The sequence below is a fragment of the Brevundimonas sp. P7753 genome (assembly GCF_013386595.1).
GTDB classification, from domain to species: Bacteria; Pseudomonadota; Alphaproteobacteria; order Caulobacterales; family Caulobacteraceae; genus Brevundimonas; species Brevundimonas bullata.
On record NZ_JACARP010000135.1, the window covers coordinates 1 to 15,158 of the forward strand.

Genomic DNA, 15,158 nt, shown 5'->3' on the forward strand with positions numbered 1-15,158 from the left:
GATCTGCTGGACGTGGCGCGCGCGGAGTCCGGCGCGGTCAAGGTCGAGTTGCGGCCGACCGATGTGGCGGGCCTTCTGGAAGACGTGCGCCGCGCTCTGATTCTGAAGCCGGAGGTCAGGGGGTTGTCGATTGACGTTCTGATCGAGGGAGACGCCTTGGTCGCCCAGGCGGATTCCCAGCGTCTGGCGCAGGTGATCGGCAACCTGGCCAGCAATGCGGTCAAGTACGGCGCAGCGGGCGGGCGGGTGAAACTGCGCGCGGCCTGGGCCGACGATCGCGTGCGGATCGAGGTGATCGACTACGGGCCGGGGTTGTCGCCGGAGAAACAGGCCCAGTTGTTCGAACCGTTCAACCGCCTGGGGCTGGAGCGTTCGGCCATTGAAGGGCACGGCATCGGCCTGGCCCTGGCCAAGCGCCTGACGGAACTTCAGGGCGGCGAGATCGGCGTCATATCGGCGCCGGGCGAGGGGGCGACCTTCTGGGTCGAACTGCCGGCGGCTTGACCAGCGGGCGGGGCGGTGGCCAAGGTTCCTATATGAAAACCGTGCTTCTCGCCTCCGTCCTTTTGAGCGCCGCTCCCGTGGCGGCTCAGGCCCAATCTCAGGCCCAATCCCAGAGCGCCGAGGAACTCACCCGGTTGCTGAACGGCGGCCCCCCGGCTGCGTCGCGTCCGGCGACAGCGCCTGCTCCCGCTGCGGCGCCCGCGCCTGTTCAGGTGACTCCGGCCGCCCCGGCCGGACCCGCTCCAGCGCCGACGCCACGCGCTGCGCCCGCCTCGACGACCACTGCGCCCGTCCGCGCCCCGGCTGCCGCCACGCCGGTCGCACCGGCTCGGACGCCCGCGCCGACGCCGTCAGCAGCTCCGACAGCCGTTCAGGCCCCTGCGCCCGCTCCGGCCCCCGCACCTGCTGCGGCGGCTTCGCCTGCGCCGGTCGTGCTCAGCCCGGCGGCGGTCGGCGCCCTGCCGTTCCGCATCGAGCTGCCGACCGGGTTCCAGATGGTCGAGGGAAGGGGAGCGCCGGACGCCAAGGTCTGGTCCGTGCGCAAGGCGGGCAAGACCCTGGCCATGATCTATGCCGGGCCGTCGTCGCAGTTTCCCATCTATGACGGCGAGCAGGTGACAGCGGCGGGCCGCGTCTCGGTCATCGTGCCGGAGGGGACGCGCCGGATCGCCATGGAACATCTGTTCCAGCGGCCCGAGGCTCCGCAGGAAATCCACGTCTGGCTGATGAGCCTCGACGGCGCCGACCGCGACGCCGCCGAGCGGATCGCCCAATCGGTCGATCCCAAATAGGCCCCAAACCTACTCCGACCAGACGGCGAGGTCGTTGCCGGACGGGTCGCGGAAGTGGAAGCGCCGCCCACCGGGGAAGGCGAAGATCGGGTGGGTGATTTCTCCACCCGCCGCCTGCACCTTCGCCAGCATGGCTTCAAGGTCTTGGGCGTAGAGGATGGGCAGGGGCTTTGGCGTCATCGCCTCGGTGGTGAAGCCGCCGTCCAGGCCTTCGCCAAACGCCGCATAGTCAGGCCCGTAGTCTTGGAACACCCAACCAAAGGCTGCGGCGTAGAAGGCCTTGTGTGCGGCCATATCGGTGGCGGGCAGTTCGAGGTAGTCCAGCTTGCCGTCTTCGCGCATGGCGACTCTCCAGAAAATGGAGGCGGACGCTTGCACGACAGACGATCCTGCGCAAAACTGCAAATGGTTCGCAAATGCAGGAGTCGGCCCATGATCGTCCTGAGCGCCGGATGCGCCTCGCTGGCTTCGCTCATGCGCGACGCGGAGCGATGGGCGGGGCGGGAAATGAAACGGGCGCCGGTCGAAAACGACCGACGCCCGCGTCTGGTGTCCACCAATGGCGGCGATCAGCGCGCCGTCTGGGTCTCGCCCGCGCGCCACACGCGATAGCGCACCTCGACGTCGGACGGGGCGTAGACCACCACCGGCAGACGCGAGTTGTAGCGGATCAGAGGCTGTTCCTGCGTGGTGACGAAGGCCTGGCGCTCCGAGCCGGGAGGGCAGCCCATCATCGTGCCGGCCGCGTTCCCCAGGGCCGGCAGGACGTAGTAGTCATAGCCCCAACCCTCGGCCGTGCGGGTCTCCAGTCGACCGCCGAAGAACTGGCGGTTGCAGTCCACCGTCTGGGTCTTACCCAGGATCAACTCGACCTTCAGCGCGCTTTCGTCGGCCTGGGCCGGCAGGGTGATGACGTGGCGCGTCTGACCCACGCTGGCGGCAGGGAAGGCCTTCAGGGCGTCGCTGGTCTGAGCGCTGGGCGTGCTGTCGGCCATCGGGCTTCCCGCCTGAGCGGTGGCGCAGGCCGCCAGGGTCAGGGCGGCGACGCCGGCGAAGAGGGAGGGGAGGATTTTCAAAGGCATAGTCTCCACGGCCAAGATTAGCGTGACCGTGGAGAACGCCACAGCTTCAGGGCAGTTCCACGGCCATGGCCACGGCTTCGCCGCCGCCGATGCACAGCGAGGCCATGCCCTTCTTGCCGCCGCGCGCCTGAAGCGCCGCCAGCAGGGTGGACAGGATGCGTGCGCCCGAGGCGCCGATGGGGTGGCCGAGCGCCGTGGCGCCGCCGTTGACGTTCAGTTTGGCCCGGTCGATGCCCAGTTCCTGCTGCGCGATCATGGCGACGACCGCGAAGGCCTCGTTGATCTCCCACAGGTCCACGTCCTCGACCGACCAGCCGGCCTTCTTCAGCGCCTTTTGCATGGCCGGGACGGGGGCGGTGGTGAACAGGCCCGGCTCATGGGCGTGGGCGGCGTGGGCGACGACGCGGGCGACGATGGGCAGGCCCAGGGCCTTGGCCGTGCTCTCGCGGGTCATGACCAGGGCTGCTGCTCCATCCGAGATCGAGGAGGCGTTGGCGGCGGTGATGCCGCCGTCCTTGGTGAAGGCGGGGCGCAGGGTGGGGATCTTGGCCGGGTCGGCCTTGCCGGGCTGCTCGTCTTCGCTGACCGTGACCGTGCCCTTGCGGGTGGCGACCTCGACCGGGACGATTTCGGCCTTGAAGGCGCCCGAGGCGATGGCGGCCTTGGCGCGGGTCAGGCTTTCGATGGCGTATTCGTCCATCTGTTCACGGGTGAACTGGTACTGGGCGGCGGTGTCCTCGGCGAAGACGCCCATGGCCTTGCCGGGGGAATAGGCGTCTTCCAGACCGTCCATCATCATGCTGTCGACGATGACGTCGTGGCCGATGCGGGCGCCGCTGCGGTGCTTGTTCATCAGGTAGGGGGCGCCGGTCATGGACTCCATGCCGCCGGCGACGATGACCTCGGCGGTGCCGGCCAGAAGGGCGTCGTGCGCCATCATGGCGGCTTGCAGGCCAGAGCCGCACATCTTGTTCACCGTGGTCGCCTCGACGTGTTTGCCCAGGCCTGCGCCGATGGCGGCCTGACGCGCCGGGGCCTGGCCCAGACCGGCGGGCAGGACGCAGCCCATGTAGATCTGCTCGACCTTTTCAGGGGCGAGGCCGGCGCGCTCGACGGCGGCCTTGACGGCGGCGGCGCCAAGGTCGGTGGCCTTGACCGTGGACAGGGCGCCCTGGAAGCCGCCCATGGGCGTGCGGGCGAAGGAGACGATGACGACGGGATCGGATGCGGCGGTCATGAGGGCGTTTCCAGTATGAATCGTTTCGGGGGGATTAGGGGAGGCGAAGGGCCGCTGGCAAGCATAGCCACCGAAGAGGGTTCAGAGCAGTTTGCGGCGCTGCCGGGCCAGGGCCAGGGGGCGGCCGTCCGCGCCCCAGGCGACAGCCTCGTCCATCGACCAGCCGAGGCCGTGATCCAGCAGCCGGTATTCGAAGAAGGCCCAGCCGTCGGGCGCGGTCTCGGGCGTCGGGTCGTTGATGAAATCGTAGCGCAGATCGACGCTGGTCATCATGGGCGGCGCCTTGAAGGCGGTCCAGGCAGGCGGATAGAGGGCGTCCAGCAGGTAGGCCAGGCGAAGCTCGTCCAGGGGCGCGCCGTCGCGGGTGCGCATCCAGACCCGCTCGACGACGGGCTTGCCTTCATTGCCGCCCAGGATGTTGGGGCCGCCGTCGAAGCGATAGTCGACGTGCTGCGAGAAGCGCGGGGCCATGGGGCCGCTGAGGCCCGGCGCGTCGCTGTCCAGCACGGGCGGCGGGGTCAGAAGGGGGCTGAGGGTTTCGACGCTGTCGCCGTCCGCGCCATAGGTGGCGCTGGCGTGGTGGGTCAGGCGCGCGCCTTGCCCGCCCTCGACCACGGCATAGGCGACGTTGCGGCCGCCACGCAGCAGGCGCGGACGGAAATGGATCGGCTGGCCGTATTTGGCGGCGGCCAGATACTGGACGGTCAGGCTGCGCAAGGGCGCCTTGATGTCCAGGCCCTGACGCATGGCCCCGGCGCACAGGGCCGCCAGCAGACCGCCGAAGGGGAAGCCCGCCTCGGGCGGTGCGACGATGGGACCGTTAGAAAACTCGCCCGACAGGTGGGCGGCGAGGCCATGCTCGTCGGGCGTCAGGGTCAGGGCGTCGTGCAGCAGGTCGGCTTCGGTCATCGGTCCACGCAACAGCAGGCGAAAGAGGCGCGGGCGGAAACTGAAGCGTCGCCGCCCGCAAGTCGAGGGATGCAGGAACCACGGGGGAGCCGCTAGTTCGTTGCCTAAAGAAACTGACAAACTGCGTCGCGATTGGCAACCCACTTGTCAAAAGCCTGACGCGGGGTCACTTTCCGCTGCATGGGACGCACCGCCGACTATAGCCGCCAGAGCTGCTCGATCGCCGCCACGCTGGAGGTGATCGGCGATCCGTGGACCCTGCTGGTCATCCGCGACGCCTTTAACGGCGTGCGCCGGTTCGAACAGTGGCAGGAGCGGCTGGGCGTGGCCCGCAACGTCCTGGCCGCGCGGCTGAAGTCGCTGGTGCAGCACGGAGTGCTGGAGCCGCAGCTCTATTCCGAACGCCCGCCGCGCAACGAATACGTCCTGACGCCCAAGGGCAAGGACCTGTACGGGGTCCTGGTGACTCTGCACGCCTGGGGCGAGAAGCATGTCTATGGCGAGGCCGACAGCGGCGTCGCCATGATCCACAAGACCTGCGGCCACGACCTCAAGCCCCGTATAGCCTGCGGCCACTGCAACGAGATCGTCAAACCCCGCGACATCGAAGTCACCTGGGCCGAGAACCGGCCCACCGTCGGCGACATGATGCCCAAAGAAGACGCGGCTTAAGGCGGGCGGCCTGCTCGTCACCGGGCCGGTTGGCTCGGGTTTCAAGAGAGATGATGGTTCAGCTCGACCTAAGAACCAAGATGCTCGCCGCCTGCTTTTCGGCGGTGGCAGGCTTTGTTGATGTTGTCGGCTTCCTGATGACCGGCGGATTTTTCGTCTCGTTCATGAGCGGGAATTCGACAAGACTGGGCGTCGGCATCGCCGAAGGAAGTTCGACCGTCGCCGTCGCCGGCGGCCTGATCCTCACCTTCGTGGCGGGCGTGGTCTTGGGCGCCAGCGTCGGCCGCCTTGCCAAGGGGCACAAGGAACCGGCCATTCTGAGCCTTGTGACCGGCCTTCTGGCGCTGGCCCTTGTGATGCATGGGTTCGGCCTGGGCGTGTGGGCCGTCCTTCCGCTGGCTCTGGCCATGGGAGCGCAGAACACGGTCTTCGCGGAAAACGGCGAAGTCAGAGTGGGCCTGACCTACATGACTGGCACCTTGGTGAAGTTCGGCAAGCGGCTGACAGCCTCGCTGTGGGGCGGCGACCCTTTTGGGTGGCTTCCCTATCTTCTGCTGTGGGTGGGGCTGTTGACCGGCGCAATCCTGGGCGCGCTGACCTTCGCCCGTTTTGGCCCCAGCGCCTTGGCGGCGGCCGTCGTGGCGATGCTGCTGCTGACCATGGCCTCCATTGCGGCCGACAGAGGCAGGCTTCGCTAGGCCTAGGTCTGCAACCGGCCGATTTCAGTCCTGGCTTGGGGGGCGATGGCGGGCATTCGCGTCCAGGCCGGAAAGCGGATGCTGTAAACGCTAGAAAAGGGTGGTTGGCCGCCTTATAGCCTGAGCGAGAAATTAGTTCTTTGCCTCCTGTTCGACTGATGTGGCTCTCGCGTCTCGCAGTACTTTCCGGCGTATTCGACGACGCTTCTTGGCTGTCTCTTTTTCCAGCCAAGCGGCCATTCTCCAGAGCCACAAACCGATCCAAGCAACTCCCCAGGCAACCCCAATCGCTATCGTGAACCAGTTCCACCCTGCGAGTGCGCCGGGAACAACGCCGGCCGCCACGATTAGCGCGACGGCTTGGTTGCTCATGTAGCGGTCAATATCTTTATCGATCCATCGCACGAGAGCAGCAAACAACGGTCTCCTCCTGGGTAGCGAGGTTAGTGACTCTACGAGTCTCTGTACCCCGCTCCCCTATTGGGCCAAACATAAAGTCCGCAACGGGTCGGACGCGGCTTCTCAACCTCGCCCTTCGGGTCACTCCGCCTTGCGGACGTAGCGGTTCAGGAAGGCCAGATAGGAGTCCTGGGCCTTGATGCGGTTGGCGCGGCGCTGGAAGCCGTGGCCTTCGTCGGGGAAGACGACGTATTCGACCGGCACGTTGTTGGCCCGGACCTTTTCGACCAGCTCGTCGCTCTCGACCTGAAGCACGCGCGGGTCGTTGGCGCCCTGGATCACCAGCAGGGGGCGCTGGATCTTCTCGGCGTGGAACAGGGGGGAGATGGCGCGGTGACGCACGGCGTCGGTCGCCGGGTCGCCCATTTCGTCGAACAGGGCCACGCGCTGCGCGCCCCACCAAGCGGGGATGGATTCCAGGGTCCGCACCCAGTTGGTCACGCCGAAGATGTCGATGCCGGCCTCGAACTTGTCCGGGTGGAAGGCCAGGGCCGCGGCGGTGATGTAGCCGCCGTAGGAGCCGCCCATGACCGCGACCTGATCATCGGCCACCCAGTCCTGCGCCCGCAACCAGTCGCCGCCGGCGACGATGTCGCGCAGGTCGGCCTCGCCGTGCTTCTTGTCGTCCATGTGGAAAAAAGTCTTGCCGTAGCCTGACGAGCCCCGGTTGTTGGCGCCCAGCACCGCATAGCCGTGATTGACCAGGTGCTGGACCATGGCCGAATAGCCGCGCCGCGTCTGGCCGCCCGGCCCGCCGTGGACCAGGACGACCGCCGGGGCCGGGTTGGCGGCCGAGGCGCCCTTGGGCCGATAGAGGACTGCCGGGACCATGACGCCGCCTTCGCCTGGGTAGCGGACGATGGTCGCCTCGACCAGGTCGCTTTCCTTGATCGCGGGGTTCAGGGCCGAGGTCAGGCGACGCGCCTGTCCGGTCGACAGGTCGGCGACGAAGACGTCGGCGGGCGAGGTGTCGGACACCACGGTGAAGGCGGCCAGATCGGCGCCGGGATCGAAGCGGACGCCGGTGATGTCGCCCTGGGGCAGGCCGGTCAGGCGGACGGGCGCGCGGGTCTGCGCATCCTCGATGGTCAGTTCGGTCGAGGCGTCAGCGTTAACGGCGGTGACCCGATAGCGGCCGTTGGGCGAGAACGAGACGTACATGACGTCCCAGTCGGCCTGGGTCGTGCGGTTGTGGGCCTTGTTGGCGATGTCATAGGCGTATGCCTGGGCGAACTCGCCGTCCTGATTGCTGGTGTAGATCAGGGTCGCCCCGTTGGGACCGAAGCCGCTGACGTCATAGGCCACGTCGCCGGTGTGTTGCGAGATCAGGTAGGGCTCGCCGCCTGCCTGAAGATCAGCGAGATAGATGTCGGAGTTGGCGCTGGTGTGAGACTTGATCAGGGCGACCAGGCGACCGTCGCCGGATACGGCCGTGATGTTGAGGCCGGGGTTCTGGAACACCAGTTTCCGCTCATAGGTGGTCGCGTCATAGGCATAGACGTCGAAGGCCGAGGCGTCGCGTTCGTTGCTGGTCAGCCAGAAGGTCTGGCCGTCGTCGCTGAAGCCGACGAAGCCGGCCTTGACCTTGTCGCCGGGCGTCAGGTCGCGCAGCGTCCCATCGGTTTCGCGCACGTAGATGTGGGTCAGTTCGTTGCCGCCCTGATCCGCCGCCACAAGGATGCGACGGCCGTCGGGGAAGTAGCTCTGGGCGAAGGTGGCGTTGGTGGTCGAGGCGGTCAGCGGCACGGGGTCGCCGCCCGCGACGGGCAGGGCGTAGGCGTTGAACACGCCTGTCTGATCCGACGAGATCAGGACGTGGCTGCGCCCCTCGGAGAAGGCCAGGCCGTCCGGGTTGGCCATCGAGAAGCTGGTCGTCTCGAAGAACTGGGCGGCGGTGTAGGGCGTGGCGGCGGTCGAAGCGGCCTGGGTCTGGCCGGGCGCAGGGGGTTCGGTCGCGGCGAGGGCGGGAACAGCGGCGACAAGAGTCAGGGCGGAAACCATGCAGGCGAAGGAGCGCATTCTGAGCCTCGTGAGGTGCGTGATGACCTGATGAGGCTGGAGCATGGCCGTATGGATGCGGCCTGTCTCGAAAATAAACGATCGAGGTTCTGTGGCGTCAGGCCGCAGGGCCGCTTTTCAGAACCATCAAGGGAATGACGATGTCCTCTTCGTCGTCGAGGTGACGGATCAGCCCAGGGGCGGCGCGGTCCAGCACGTCGGCCAGGCGATGGGCATGGTCCGAGGCGCCGGGCGATTGCGCCGCGACCCCCTGATGGAAGGCTACGGCGGATTGGTAAAGGGCGTCCAGATGCGCGTGGATGGCGTCGTGATCGCGGTCTAGCAGGTCGAGGCCGGGCTGGATTCGCGGTTCGATCAGGCGGAACTGCGGGAAGTAGTGGCCGCTCTCGATCCGGTGGTGGCCGTCCAGGTGCTGGAGGAAGGCCTGTAGCGTCGGGATCAGGGTGCCGTGGAGGCCGTGCGGGTCCAGCGCGCCGGAGCGCCATCGTGCAGCGGCGTCGGCCATATGCCGCTGTTGGGCGCGGAAGCCGGCGTGCATTTGCAGCCAGAAGGCGGCGGATTCGGGCAAGGCCTCGGTCCAGCGCTCACGCGGGAAGGCGTCGCGCAGATAGAGCATGTCGGCGGGCAGGCCGGGGCGAAGGCCCAAGGTCAGCCCGTCGTGAGGCGCATCAGACGACAGCGGTGGTGCTCTGGATGAAGCCGCCGCCCAGGACGCGGTCGGGATCGGCGGGGTCGTAGAGGGCGCAGGCCTGGCCGGGGGCGACGCCTTCTTCACCCTCATCGAAGACGACGGAGATGCGGTTGTTATTGTCCATGCTAAGACGGGCCGGGGACGGCTGGCGGGTCGAGCGGACGCGGGCCAGGACGGGGGCGCCGTCGCGGGCGGCTTCCTCGATCGTGGCTTGATCGCCGAGCCAGTTGGTTTCTTCCAGGATCAGGCTGGCGGTCAGCAGGGCCTCGCGCGGGCCGACGATGACGCGGCGCTTGTCGGGGTCCAGCTTGGTCACGAACAGAGGCTCGCCCACGGCGACGTTCAGGCCCCGGCGCTGGCCGATGGTGTAGTCGGTGATGCCGCCGTGTTTCCCGAGCACGCGGCCGTCCATGTGGACGATCTCACCGGCTTCGCGGCCTTGTGGACGCAGACGGTCGATCAGGGTGCGATAGTCGCCGGACGGCACGAAGCAGATGTCCTGGCTGTCCGGCTTGGCGGCGATCTTCAGCCCCAGGGCGGCGGCGACGCCGCGCACCTGGGGCTTTTCCAGATCGGCCAGTGGGAAGCGCAGATAGTCGAGCTGCGCCTGGGTGGTGGCGAACAGGAAGTAGGACTGGTCGCGCGAGTGATCGACGGCCTTCCTCATCTGCGAGCGGTTTCCGGCGAGGGCGCGGCGGACGTAGTGGCCGGTGGCCATGGCCTCGGCGCCCAGGTCGCGGGCGACGTCCAGCAGGTCGCGGAACTTGACCGTCTGATTGCAGCGAATGCAGGGGACCGGGGTCTGACCCTTCAGATAGGAATCCGCGAACTGGTCGATCACGGCGTCCTTGAAGCGGCTTTCGTAGTCGAGGACGTAGTGGGGGATGCCGATCAGCTCGGCGGCCAGACGGGCGTCGTGGATGTCCTGACCGGCGCAGCAGGCGCCCTTCTTCTTCAGGGCGGCGCCGTGGTCGTAGAGCTGGAGCGTGACGCCGACCACGTCATAGCCGGCCTTGGCCAGCAAGGCGGCGACGACGGTGGAATCCACCCCGCCCGACATGGCCGCGACCACGCGGGCGCCGACCGGCAGGCCGACCGCCTGTCGCGCGCTCTCGATCGCGGCGTCCATGTCGGCGGCGCCGGACATGGGGGCGATGGTCGGGATGGGGCAGATGTCGTCAGCCAGGGTCATCGCCGCCATATAGAGGTCCCTGCGTTCGATTTCGAGGCGGGGGGCGCAAAACCCTGCACGTCATCCTCGGGCTTGACCCGAGGATCGAGCGAAGTGGCGCGCTCATTGTTGAGACGTCACGCAGACGGACAACCCGATCCTCGGGTCAAGCCCGAGGATGACGGCGGTTGGGGGCGGCCGGAAACGACAAAGGCCGCCTCCGTCACCGGAAGCGGCCTTTATCCTTGGGCCTATCGCGCTTCGCGCTACTTGAGGCCCATCAATCCCGGTAGCTCTGGATGCGCGTGGTGCGCAGGCCTTGCATGCCCCATTTGTCGATCGCCTGTTGCCAGGCGATGAATTCCTCAGCCGTCAGACGATACTTCGTCAGGGCGTCTTCCAGGCTGATCAGACCGCCGCGAACGGCGGCGACCACTTCAGCCTTGCGGCGGATCACCCAGCGGTTCGTTTCCGCCGGCGGGAGATCGCGCAGGGTCAGCGGCGTGCCCGTCGGGCCGACCACATATTGTTCGCCTCTACTATTCAGGCGTCGCTCTTGCAGCATGGGCTTAAGCCTCTTTCACCACCACCATCGACGCGTACCCTAGGCGCGCCCCGGCTAAGGGGCGTTTAAGCGTCGTGGTGAAGGAATGGCTAAGACGCATCCTTCGCCCCCGGCGCGCGCGGGGCGCCGGAAACGAAGGATTCATCGAGTCTAACAAAGGCTTACTCACGGAGTCGCGTTAAGCGATCAGCGCTTGATGCTGAGCAGTTCGGCCAGCATCTCGTCCGCCGTCGTGATGATCTTGGACGAAGCCGAATAGGCGCGCTGGGTGGTGATCAGGCTGGTGAACTCGGCGGATAGGTCGACGGTCGAGGATTCCAGTTGCTGGGCCGCGATCATGCCCGAGCCGCCCGTACCAGCCGCCTTCAGGTTGAAGGTGCCGCTGTCCAGGCTGACGCGGAAGGCGTTGCCGGTGACCTGACGCAGGCTGTCGGGGCTGGGGAAGGTGGCGATGGCGACCTGGGCGATCCGGCGCATGACGCCGTTGTCGAAGATGGCGGTGACGAAGCCGTTCTCGTCGATCTTGATGTCCGACAGGTTGCCGAAGGCGGTGCCGTTGGTGACCGTGGACTGCACGATCGAGGCCGTGTTCAGCTGGCTGAGGCCGCCGGCCGAGGTGGCCAGGTCCAGGGTCAGGGTCTGGGCCGAGATGCCCAGGCCGTCGGCCCACTTCACCTTCAGGTCGTCGGCCGGGTCGGCCGGGTCGATGACCATGTTGGGGTCGGACTTGCCGAAGTCCAGGACGGCGTTAGCCGGGTCGTCGAACAGGCCCTTGCCCGCAGGCCAGCCCTGCATGGTCGAGATGTCGAGGCGGCCCGCCGGGGTGAAGGCGATGACGCCCTTCTTGATCTGGCCGTTCGAATAGGCCCCGCCGGTGACCACGTCCTCGGCCGGGACGGCGACGATTTCGGCGTACCATTCGTTGGCCACGTCGCTCTTCAGCAGACGGATTTCGATGTTGCGCTGACCGCCCTTGGAGTCCGAGACCGGGATGTTGATCTTGAAGTCCGGCTTCACGCCAAGCGGATTGTCATCCTCGCCATTATACATGGCCATCGAGTTGATGGACGGATCGTACTTGGTCTTGGCGATGTTGTTGGTGGTGATGCCGAGACCGGGCGAGCCCAAGGCGACGGTTCCGCCCGAGGGCAGGGTCAGGTTTGCGAGCGCGCCATCGACCGAGGCGCCGGCGGGCGTCAGACCGGCCAGGCCCACCAGGGCGCCGCCGGCGTCATAGGTGGCGACCGCGTTGATGGTTTCGATGCCGGTCTTGATTGTGACGTTGTACTCGTTGGCGACGCCGGTTGGCGAATAGCGGACGGTGAAGTCCTTGGGGCCTGACGCGGCGGGAACCATGGCGACGCCCGTATATTTCTGCGGGGCGGAGGCGGTCGAAATGGCTTGGCCGGAATAGAGGTTGGCGTTGATCTGTGCGCGCGTGGTGGGCTCGGCGGTGCCGCCGACCGTGCCGATGTTGATCGAGCGCAGACGGGTCAGGTCCGACGGGTCCGTGGCGATGTCGCCGTTGGAGTCGACGGGCCAGCCCTGCAGATAGAGGCCGGCGCTGTTCTTCAGATAGCCCAGGTTGTCGATGCGGAAGGCGCCCGCGCGGGTGAACAGGCGGCTGTCGGTGGCGCCGACGCCCTCGGCCTTCTCGGTCGTGACGAAGAAGCCCTGACCATCGACGGCCAGGTCGGTGCTTTCCGTCGTGCGCTGCAACTGGCCTTCCTGGCTGATGAAGTGCCGGGCCGTGGTCATGACGCCGCCGGCCGCATAGCCGCCCGCGCCCTTGCTCTGGCTGTTCACGATGGTCTGGAACTCGCCCTGGGTGCGCTTGTAGCCGATGGTGTTCACGTTCGCGATGTTCTGCGAGATCGCGGCCAGGGCGGCGGAGTTGGCGGAAAGACCGGAAACCCCGGCCTGCATGGCGCTGTTGATGCTCATTGTAGCGGCTCCTTAAGAGGAAAATGCGGAAGCGAGAGGGACGCCGTTCAGGCGTCGGTCTCGGGTGGGGCGGGGTCCGGTTTCGGCGGGGTCACGCTGGCGTTCTTCTCGTCGAGCGCGATGATGCTGGACAGCGGCATGACCGAGTTGCCGATGGTGACGTAGGGCTCGTCGGCGTACATCTCGACGCCGGTGATCCGACCACGCATCAGGACCTGGGCGTCGACCTTGCCTGTGCCGTCCTTGGCCACGACCTTCAGCGTATAGACGCTGCCATCCTGACCTTCGGTCCAGTTGAAGTCGTGCACCCCTGACGTCGTGCCGCCTTCTGGCGGCGGGCCCTTCCAGACGACTTGACCCGTCGAGTTGAGGACCTGAAGCTCGACCTCGGTGGCGTTCTTGCCCAGTTCGTAGCTCCACGTCGCCTTGCCGTCGGCGGCCTTGGTCGCATCCCAGACGGCGGTGGCGTCCTTGCCGATATAGTTCGAGGCGTTGGCCAGGCCGTCGCCCTTCTGGCCGTTCAACAGGGCGGTCAGCAGCTGGTTGGACAGAAGCTGCTGCTCGACGCCGGCCATCTGGGTCAGCTGGCCGGTGAACTCATTGGAGTCCATCGGCGACAGCGGGTCCTGATTTTTCAGCTGGGCGGTCAGCAACGAGAGGAAGGTCTCGAAGTTCGACGCCAGCATGCCGGAGCTGGCATTGATCTTGTTGGTGGCGGTGTTTCCATTGACGGCGGTGACCATCGATCAGACCTTCATATCGACGCGGTCGGGCGTCATCGAGAGGGATGTCCAGGCGCCGGGCGGCGGCAGGACGGTATCGGCCTGGGCGGCCAGACGGGCGGCGCCGGCGAAGGCGCGGCGGTTAGGGACGCGGTCAAAGGCGCCGCCGCCGCTGAAGCCTGACGAAGGGTTGCGGTCCGAGAACTCGAGCGAGTCCTGGGTGAGATGGAAACCGGCGTCCTGAAGCTGACGACGCAGTTCGTCAGCGCGGGCGCGCATGTCGGTCGCCGCCGCCGGGTTGTCGAAGGCCAGACGCGCCGCCAGACGGCCATCGGAATCGATTTCCAGGCTGACATCGACGCGACCAAGGCCCTCGGGCGTTAGGGCCATGTCGAAGCGGGTCGAGCGGCCTTCCAGCTTCTTCAGGATTTGCGCGGCCAGCTGGGCCGTGGTCTCGACCGTGGCGCGCGACAGCTGTGACAGGCCCAGATCGCGCGGGGCGGTCGGGGCGGCGCTCTGGGCGTCCAGAATCTGTTGCGAGGGGGCGAGGTCGGCCTGGCCGTCGAGCGGCGCGGCGTCGGCGGGCAGGACCGGCGCGGCGGCTGCCTCGCTGAGGGCGGCGACAACGGGCGCTGTCGATGCGGCGGCGGACGGGGGCGAGGTCGGCAGGATCGACCGGGCGCCGCCAGTGTCGGTTCTGGCTTCAGCGGGGGCGTTGGCTGTGGCGGCGTTGGAGCGGCGGTCGTCGAGGCGTGCAGACCCGTTGCGGGCAGGGGCCGGAGCCGTGGTCGCGGGCGGCGGCGTCTGGGGTGCGGGCTCGGGCTCCGCTTCGCTTGAAACTGAAGCGGCGGCGGTCGCGAGGGCCTGTTCCGCCGGTTCCGCCGCGTCGGCGTTGGGGGCGAGTTCAGTGGTCTGCGACGTCGGCTGCGCGGATACGGCTGGCTGTGCTGCAGCGGCTGTCGGCCGAGGTGCGGGCGTGGCCACGGGCGCGGCGGCGATAGCGCTTGCAGTGGTAGCGACCGGCTTGGCGACAGGTGCGGGGGTCTGGGCGGAAGGGGCCTCAGGCGCGGGCTGGACCGACGGAGCGGCCGCGGGTGCGGGGGCCGATGCGGGGACGGACGTGGCCATCACGGTGACGGCGGCCGGCCCTTGGGAAACCGGGCGGGCGGCGGCGCTTTCGGGGCGCGGCCTGGTCGTCTCGTCGGAGGCGATCGGCTCCGGCGCGACGTCGGGCAAAGTCGAGGCGGCGGGCGCAGCCGTGGGCGCCTGGCGAGGGGCGGCGGCGGCCTGACGCACGGTTTGATCGACCTGAACCGGGTTCTGGCCCGGGGCGACAGGCGTTTCGGCAGCGACGGCCGGGCGGGGCGCGGCCTCGGACGCGGGCTGGGCAGGACGAGCCTCCGTCGGCGCGGCGGCGAGAAGGGGCGCGGCAGGGGGCGCGATGGGCGCTTTCGCCGTGTCAGGAGCCGCTGCGGACGTGCCGAGCGATGCCGGCGTGGTCGAGGCCGGAACCGAAGCCAGAGCGTCGTCGGCAGGCGGCATCGGCGCGGTGATGGTCGGCGGCGTGTCGGTCGCGGCGTCCAGCGGCGGGACCGGCGCGATCTTCGGCGAGGGGGCGGCAGAGCTTGCGGCGGTTGCCCCATCGGCGACTTCCGAAGCTGTTGCGGGCGCCGACGGCGTGACCGGCAGGGGGG

The 15,158-nt window shown here is 67.9% G+C and carries 16 protein-coding genes; 4 read left to right on the top strand and 12 right to left on the bottom strand.

Going from position 1 to position 15,158, the window contains the following annotated elements; translation table 11 throughout:
• Both HX774_RS18200 and HX774_RS18205 read left to right on the top strand, forming a co-directional pair.
• Positions 1-504: sensor histidine kinase KdpD (locus tag HX774_RS18200; protein WP_178828858.1), on the top strand; the 504-nt coding region annotated here is incomplete at its 5' end.
• Positions 505-536: 32 nt separating this feature from the next.
• Complete coding sequence (locus HX774_RS18205; RefSeq protein ID WP_178828859.1) at positions 537-1,295, top strand: hypothetical protein; 759 nt, start codon at positions 537-539, stop codon at positions 1,293-1,295.
• A gap of 9 nt (positions 1,296-1,304) precedes the next feature.
• Here the strand turns inward: HX774_RS18205 and HX774_RS18210 are convergent, their stop codons facing one another.
• From HX774_RS18210 to HX774_RS18225, 4 genes are all read right to left on the bottom strand, one after another.
• Positions 1,305-1,637: a VOC family protein gene (locus tag HX774_RS18210; RefSeq protein ID WP_178828860.1), complete on the bottom strand. Its 333-nt coding sequence runs from the start codon at positions 1,635-1,637 to the stop codon at positions 1,305-1,307.
• 227 nt (positions 1,638-1,864) lie between these two features.
• Positions 1,865-2,377, bottom strand: coding sequence for a serine protease inhibitor ecotin (eco, locus tag HX774_RS18215; protein WP_178828861.1), 513 nt, complete (start codon positions 2,375-2,377; stop codon positions 1,865-1,867).
• 46 nt (positions 2,378-2,423) lie between these two features.
• Positions 2,424-3,614, bottom strand: a complete 1,191-nt coding sequence (locus HX774_RS18220) for an acetyl-CoA C-acyltransferase (RefSeq protein WP_178828862.1) — start codon at positions 3,612-3,614, stop codon at positions 2,424-2,426.
• Positions 3,615-3,695: 81 nt separating this feature from the next.
• Entirely contained in the window at positions 3,696-4,523 is an 828-nt protein-coding gene (locus tag HX774_RS18225) for an acyl-CoA thioesterase II (protein WP_178828863.1), read from the bottom strand.
• Between the two features lie 180 nt (positions 4,524-4,703).
• Here HX774_RS18225 and HX774_RS18230 point away from each other — a divergent pair, with 180 nt between their 5' ends.
• Positions 4,704-5,195 (top strand): helix-turn-helix domain-containing protein, encoded by a 492-nt coding sequence (locus HX774_RS18230; protein WP_114817967.1) that lies wholly within the window; start codon positions 4,704-4,706, stop codon positions 5,193-5,195.
• 50 nt (positions 5,196-5,245) lie between these two features.
• The gene (locus HX774_RS18235; RefSeq protein WP_370523746.1) at positions 5,246-5,893 is read left to right on the top strand and encodes a YoaK family protein; all 648 of its coding nucleotides are present in this window, start codon (positions 5,246-5,248) and stop codon (positions 5,891-5,893) included.
• 132 nt (positions 5,894-6,025) lie between these two features.
• Here HX774_RS18235 and HX774_RS18240 read toward each other — a convergent pair whose 3' ends face one another.
• The 8 genes from HX774_RS18240 to HX774_RS19830 form a co-directional block, all read right to left on the bottom strand.
• Positions 6,026-6,313, bottom strand: a complete 288-nt coding sequence (locus tag HX774_RS18240; RefSeq protein ID WP_178828865.1) for a hypothetical protein — start codon at positions 6,311-6,313, stop codon at positions 6,026-6,028.
• A 120-nt stretch (positions 6,314-6,433) separates the two neighbouring features.
• Positions 6,434-8,371, bottom strand: coding sequence for a S9 family peptidase (locus tag HX774_RS18245; RefSeq protein ID WP_178828866.1), 1,938 nt, complete (start codon positions 8,369-8,371; stop codon positions 6,434-6,436).
• 97 nt (positions 8,372-8,468) lie between these two features.
• The gene (locus HX774_RS18250; RefSeq protein ID WP_178828867.1) at positions 8,469-9,017 is read right to left on the bottom strand and encodes a hemerythrin domain-containing protein; all 549 of its coding nucleotides are present in this window, start codon (positions 9,015-9,017) and stop codon (positions 8,469-8,471) included.
• 22 nt (positions 9,018-9,039) lie between these two features.
• Complete coding sequence (gene mnmA, locus HX774_RS18255) at positions 9,040-10,209, bottom strand: tRNA 2-thiouridine(34) synthase MnmA (protein ID WP_178828870.1); 1,170 nt, start codon at positions 10,207-10,209, stop codon at positions 9,040-9,042.
• 304 nt (positions 10,210-10,513) lie between these two features.
• On the bottom strand, positions 10,514-10,798 hold the full coding sequence (locus tag HX774_RS18260; RefSeq protein WP_105563033.1) for a DUF1153 domain-containing protein: 285 nt from the start codon (positions 10,796-10,798) through the stop codon (positions 10,514-10,516).
• Between the two features lie 186 nt (positions 10,799-10,984).
• Complete coding sequence (gene flgE, locus HX774_RS18265; RefSeq protein ID WP_178828868.1) at positions 10,985-12,742, bottom strand: flagellar hook protein FlgE; 1,758 nt, start codon at positions 12,740-12,742, stop codon at positions 10,985-10,987.
• Positions 12,743-12,789: 47 nt separating this feature from the next.
• Entirely contained in the window at positions 12,790-13,485 is a 696-nt protein-coding gene (locus HX774_RS18270) for a flagellar hook assembly protein FlgD (protein WP_178828869.1), read from the bottom strand.
• Between the two features lie 3 nt (positions 13,486-13,488).
• The coding region (locus tag HX774_RS19830) for a flagellar hook-length control protein FliK (RefSeq protein WP_255500546.1) at positions 13,489-15,158 on the bottom strand (1,670 nt) is incomplete at its 5' end.

Bases quoted from the DNA above. Each gene is read 5' to 3' on its own strand.
- HX774_RS18205 (WP_178828859.1), top strand. From the start codon at position 537: ATGAAAACCGTGCTTCTCGCCTCCGTCCTTTTGAGCGCCGCTCCCGTG.
- HX774_RS18210 (WP_178828860.1), bottom strand. From the start codon at position 1,637: ATGCGCGAAGACGGCAAGCTGGACTACCTCGAACTGCCCGCCACCGAT.
- eco (WP_178828861.1), bottom strand. From the start codon at position 2,377: ATGCCTTTGAAAATCCTCCCCTCCCTCTTCGCCGGCGTCGCCGCCCTG.
- HX774_RS18220 (WP_178828862.1), bottom strand. From the start codon at position 3,614: ATGACCGCCGCATCCGATCCCGTCGTCATCGTCTCCTTCGCCCGCACG.
- HX774_RS18225 (WP_178828863.1), bottom strand. From the start codon at position 4,523: ATGACCGAAGCCGACCTGCTGCACGACGCCCTGACCCTGACGCCCGAC.
- HX774_RS18230 (WP_114817967.1), top strand. From the start codon at position 4,704: ATGGGACGCACCGCCGACTATAGCCGCCAGAGCTGCTCGATCGCCGCC.
- HX774_RS18235 (WP_370523746.1), top strand. From the start codon at position 5,246: ATGATGGTTCAGCTCGACCTAAGAACCAAGATGCTCGCCGCCTGCTTT.
- HX774_RS18245 (WP_178828866.1), bottom strand. From the start codon at position 8,371: ATGCGCTCCTTCGCCTGCATGGTTTCCGCCCTGACTCTTGTCGCCGCT.
- mnmA (WP_178828870.1), bottom strand. From the start codon at position 10,209: ATGTCCGGCGCCGCCGACATGGACGCCGCGATCGAGAGCGCGCGACAG.
- HX774_RS18260 (WP_105563033.1), bottom strand. From the start codon at position 10,798: ATGCTGCAAGAGCGACGCCTGAATAGTAGAGGCGAACAATATGTGGTC.
- flgE (WP_178828868.1), bottom strand. From the start codon at position 12,742: ATGAGCATCAACAGCGCCATGCAGGCCGGGGTTTCCGGTCTTTCCGCC.
- HX774_RS18270 (WP_178828869.1), bottom strand. From the start codon at position 13,485: ATGGTCACCGCCGTCAATGGAAACACCGCCACCAACAAGATCAATGCC.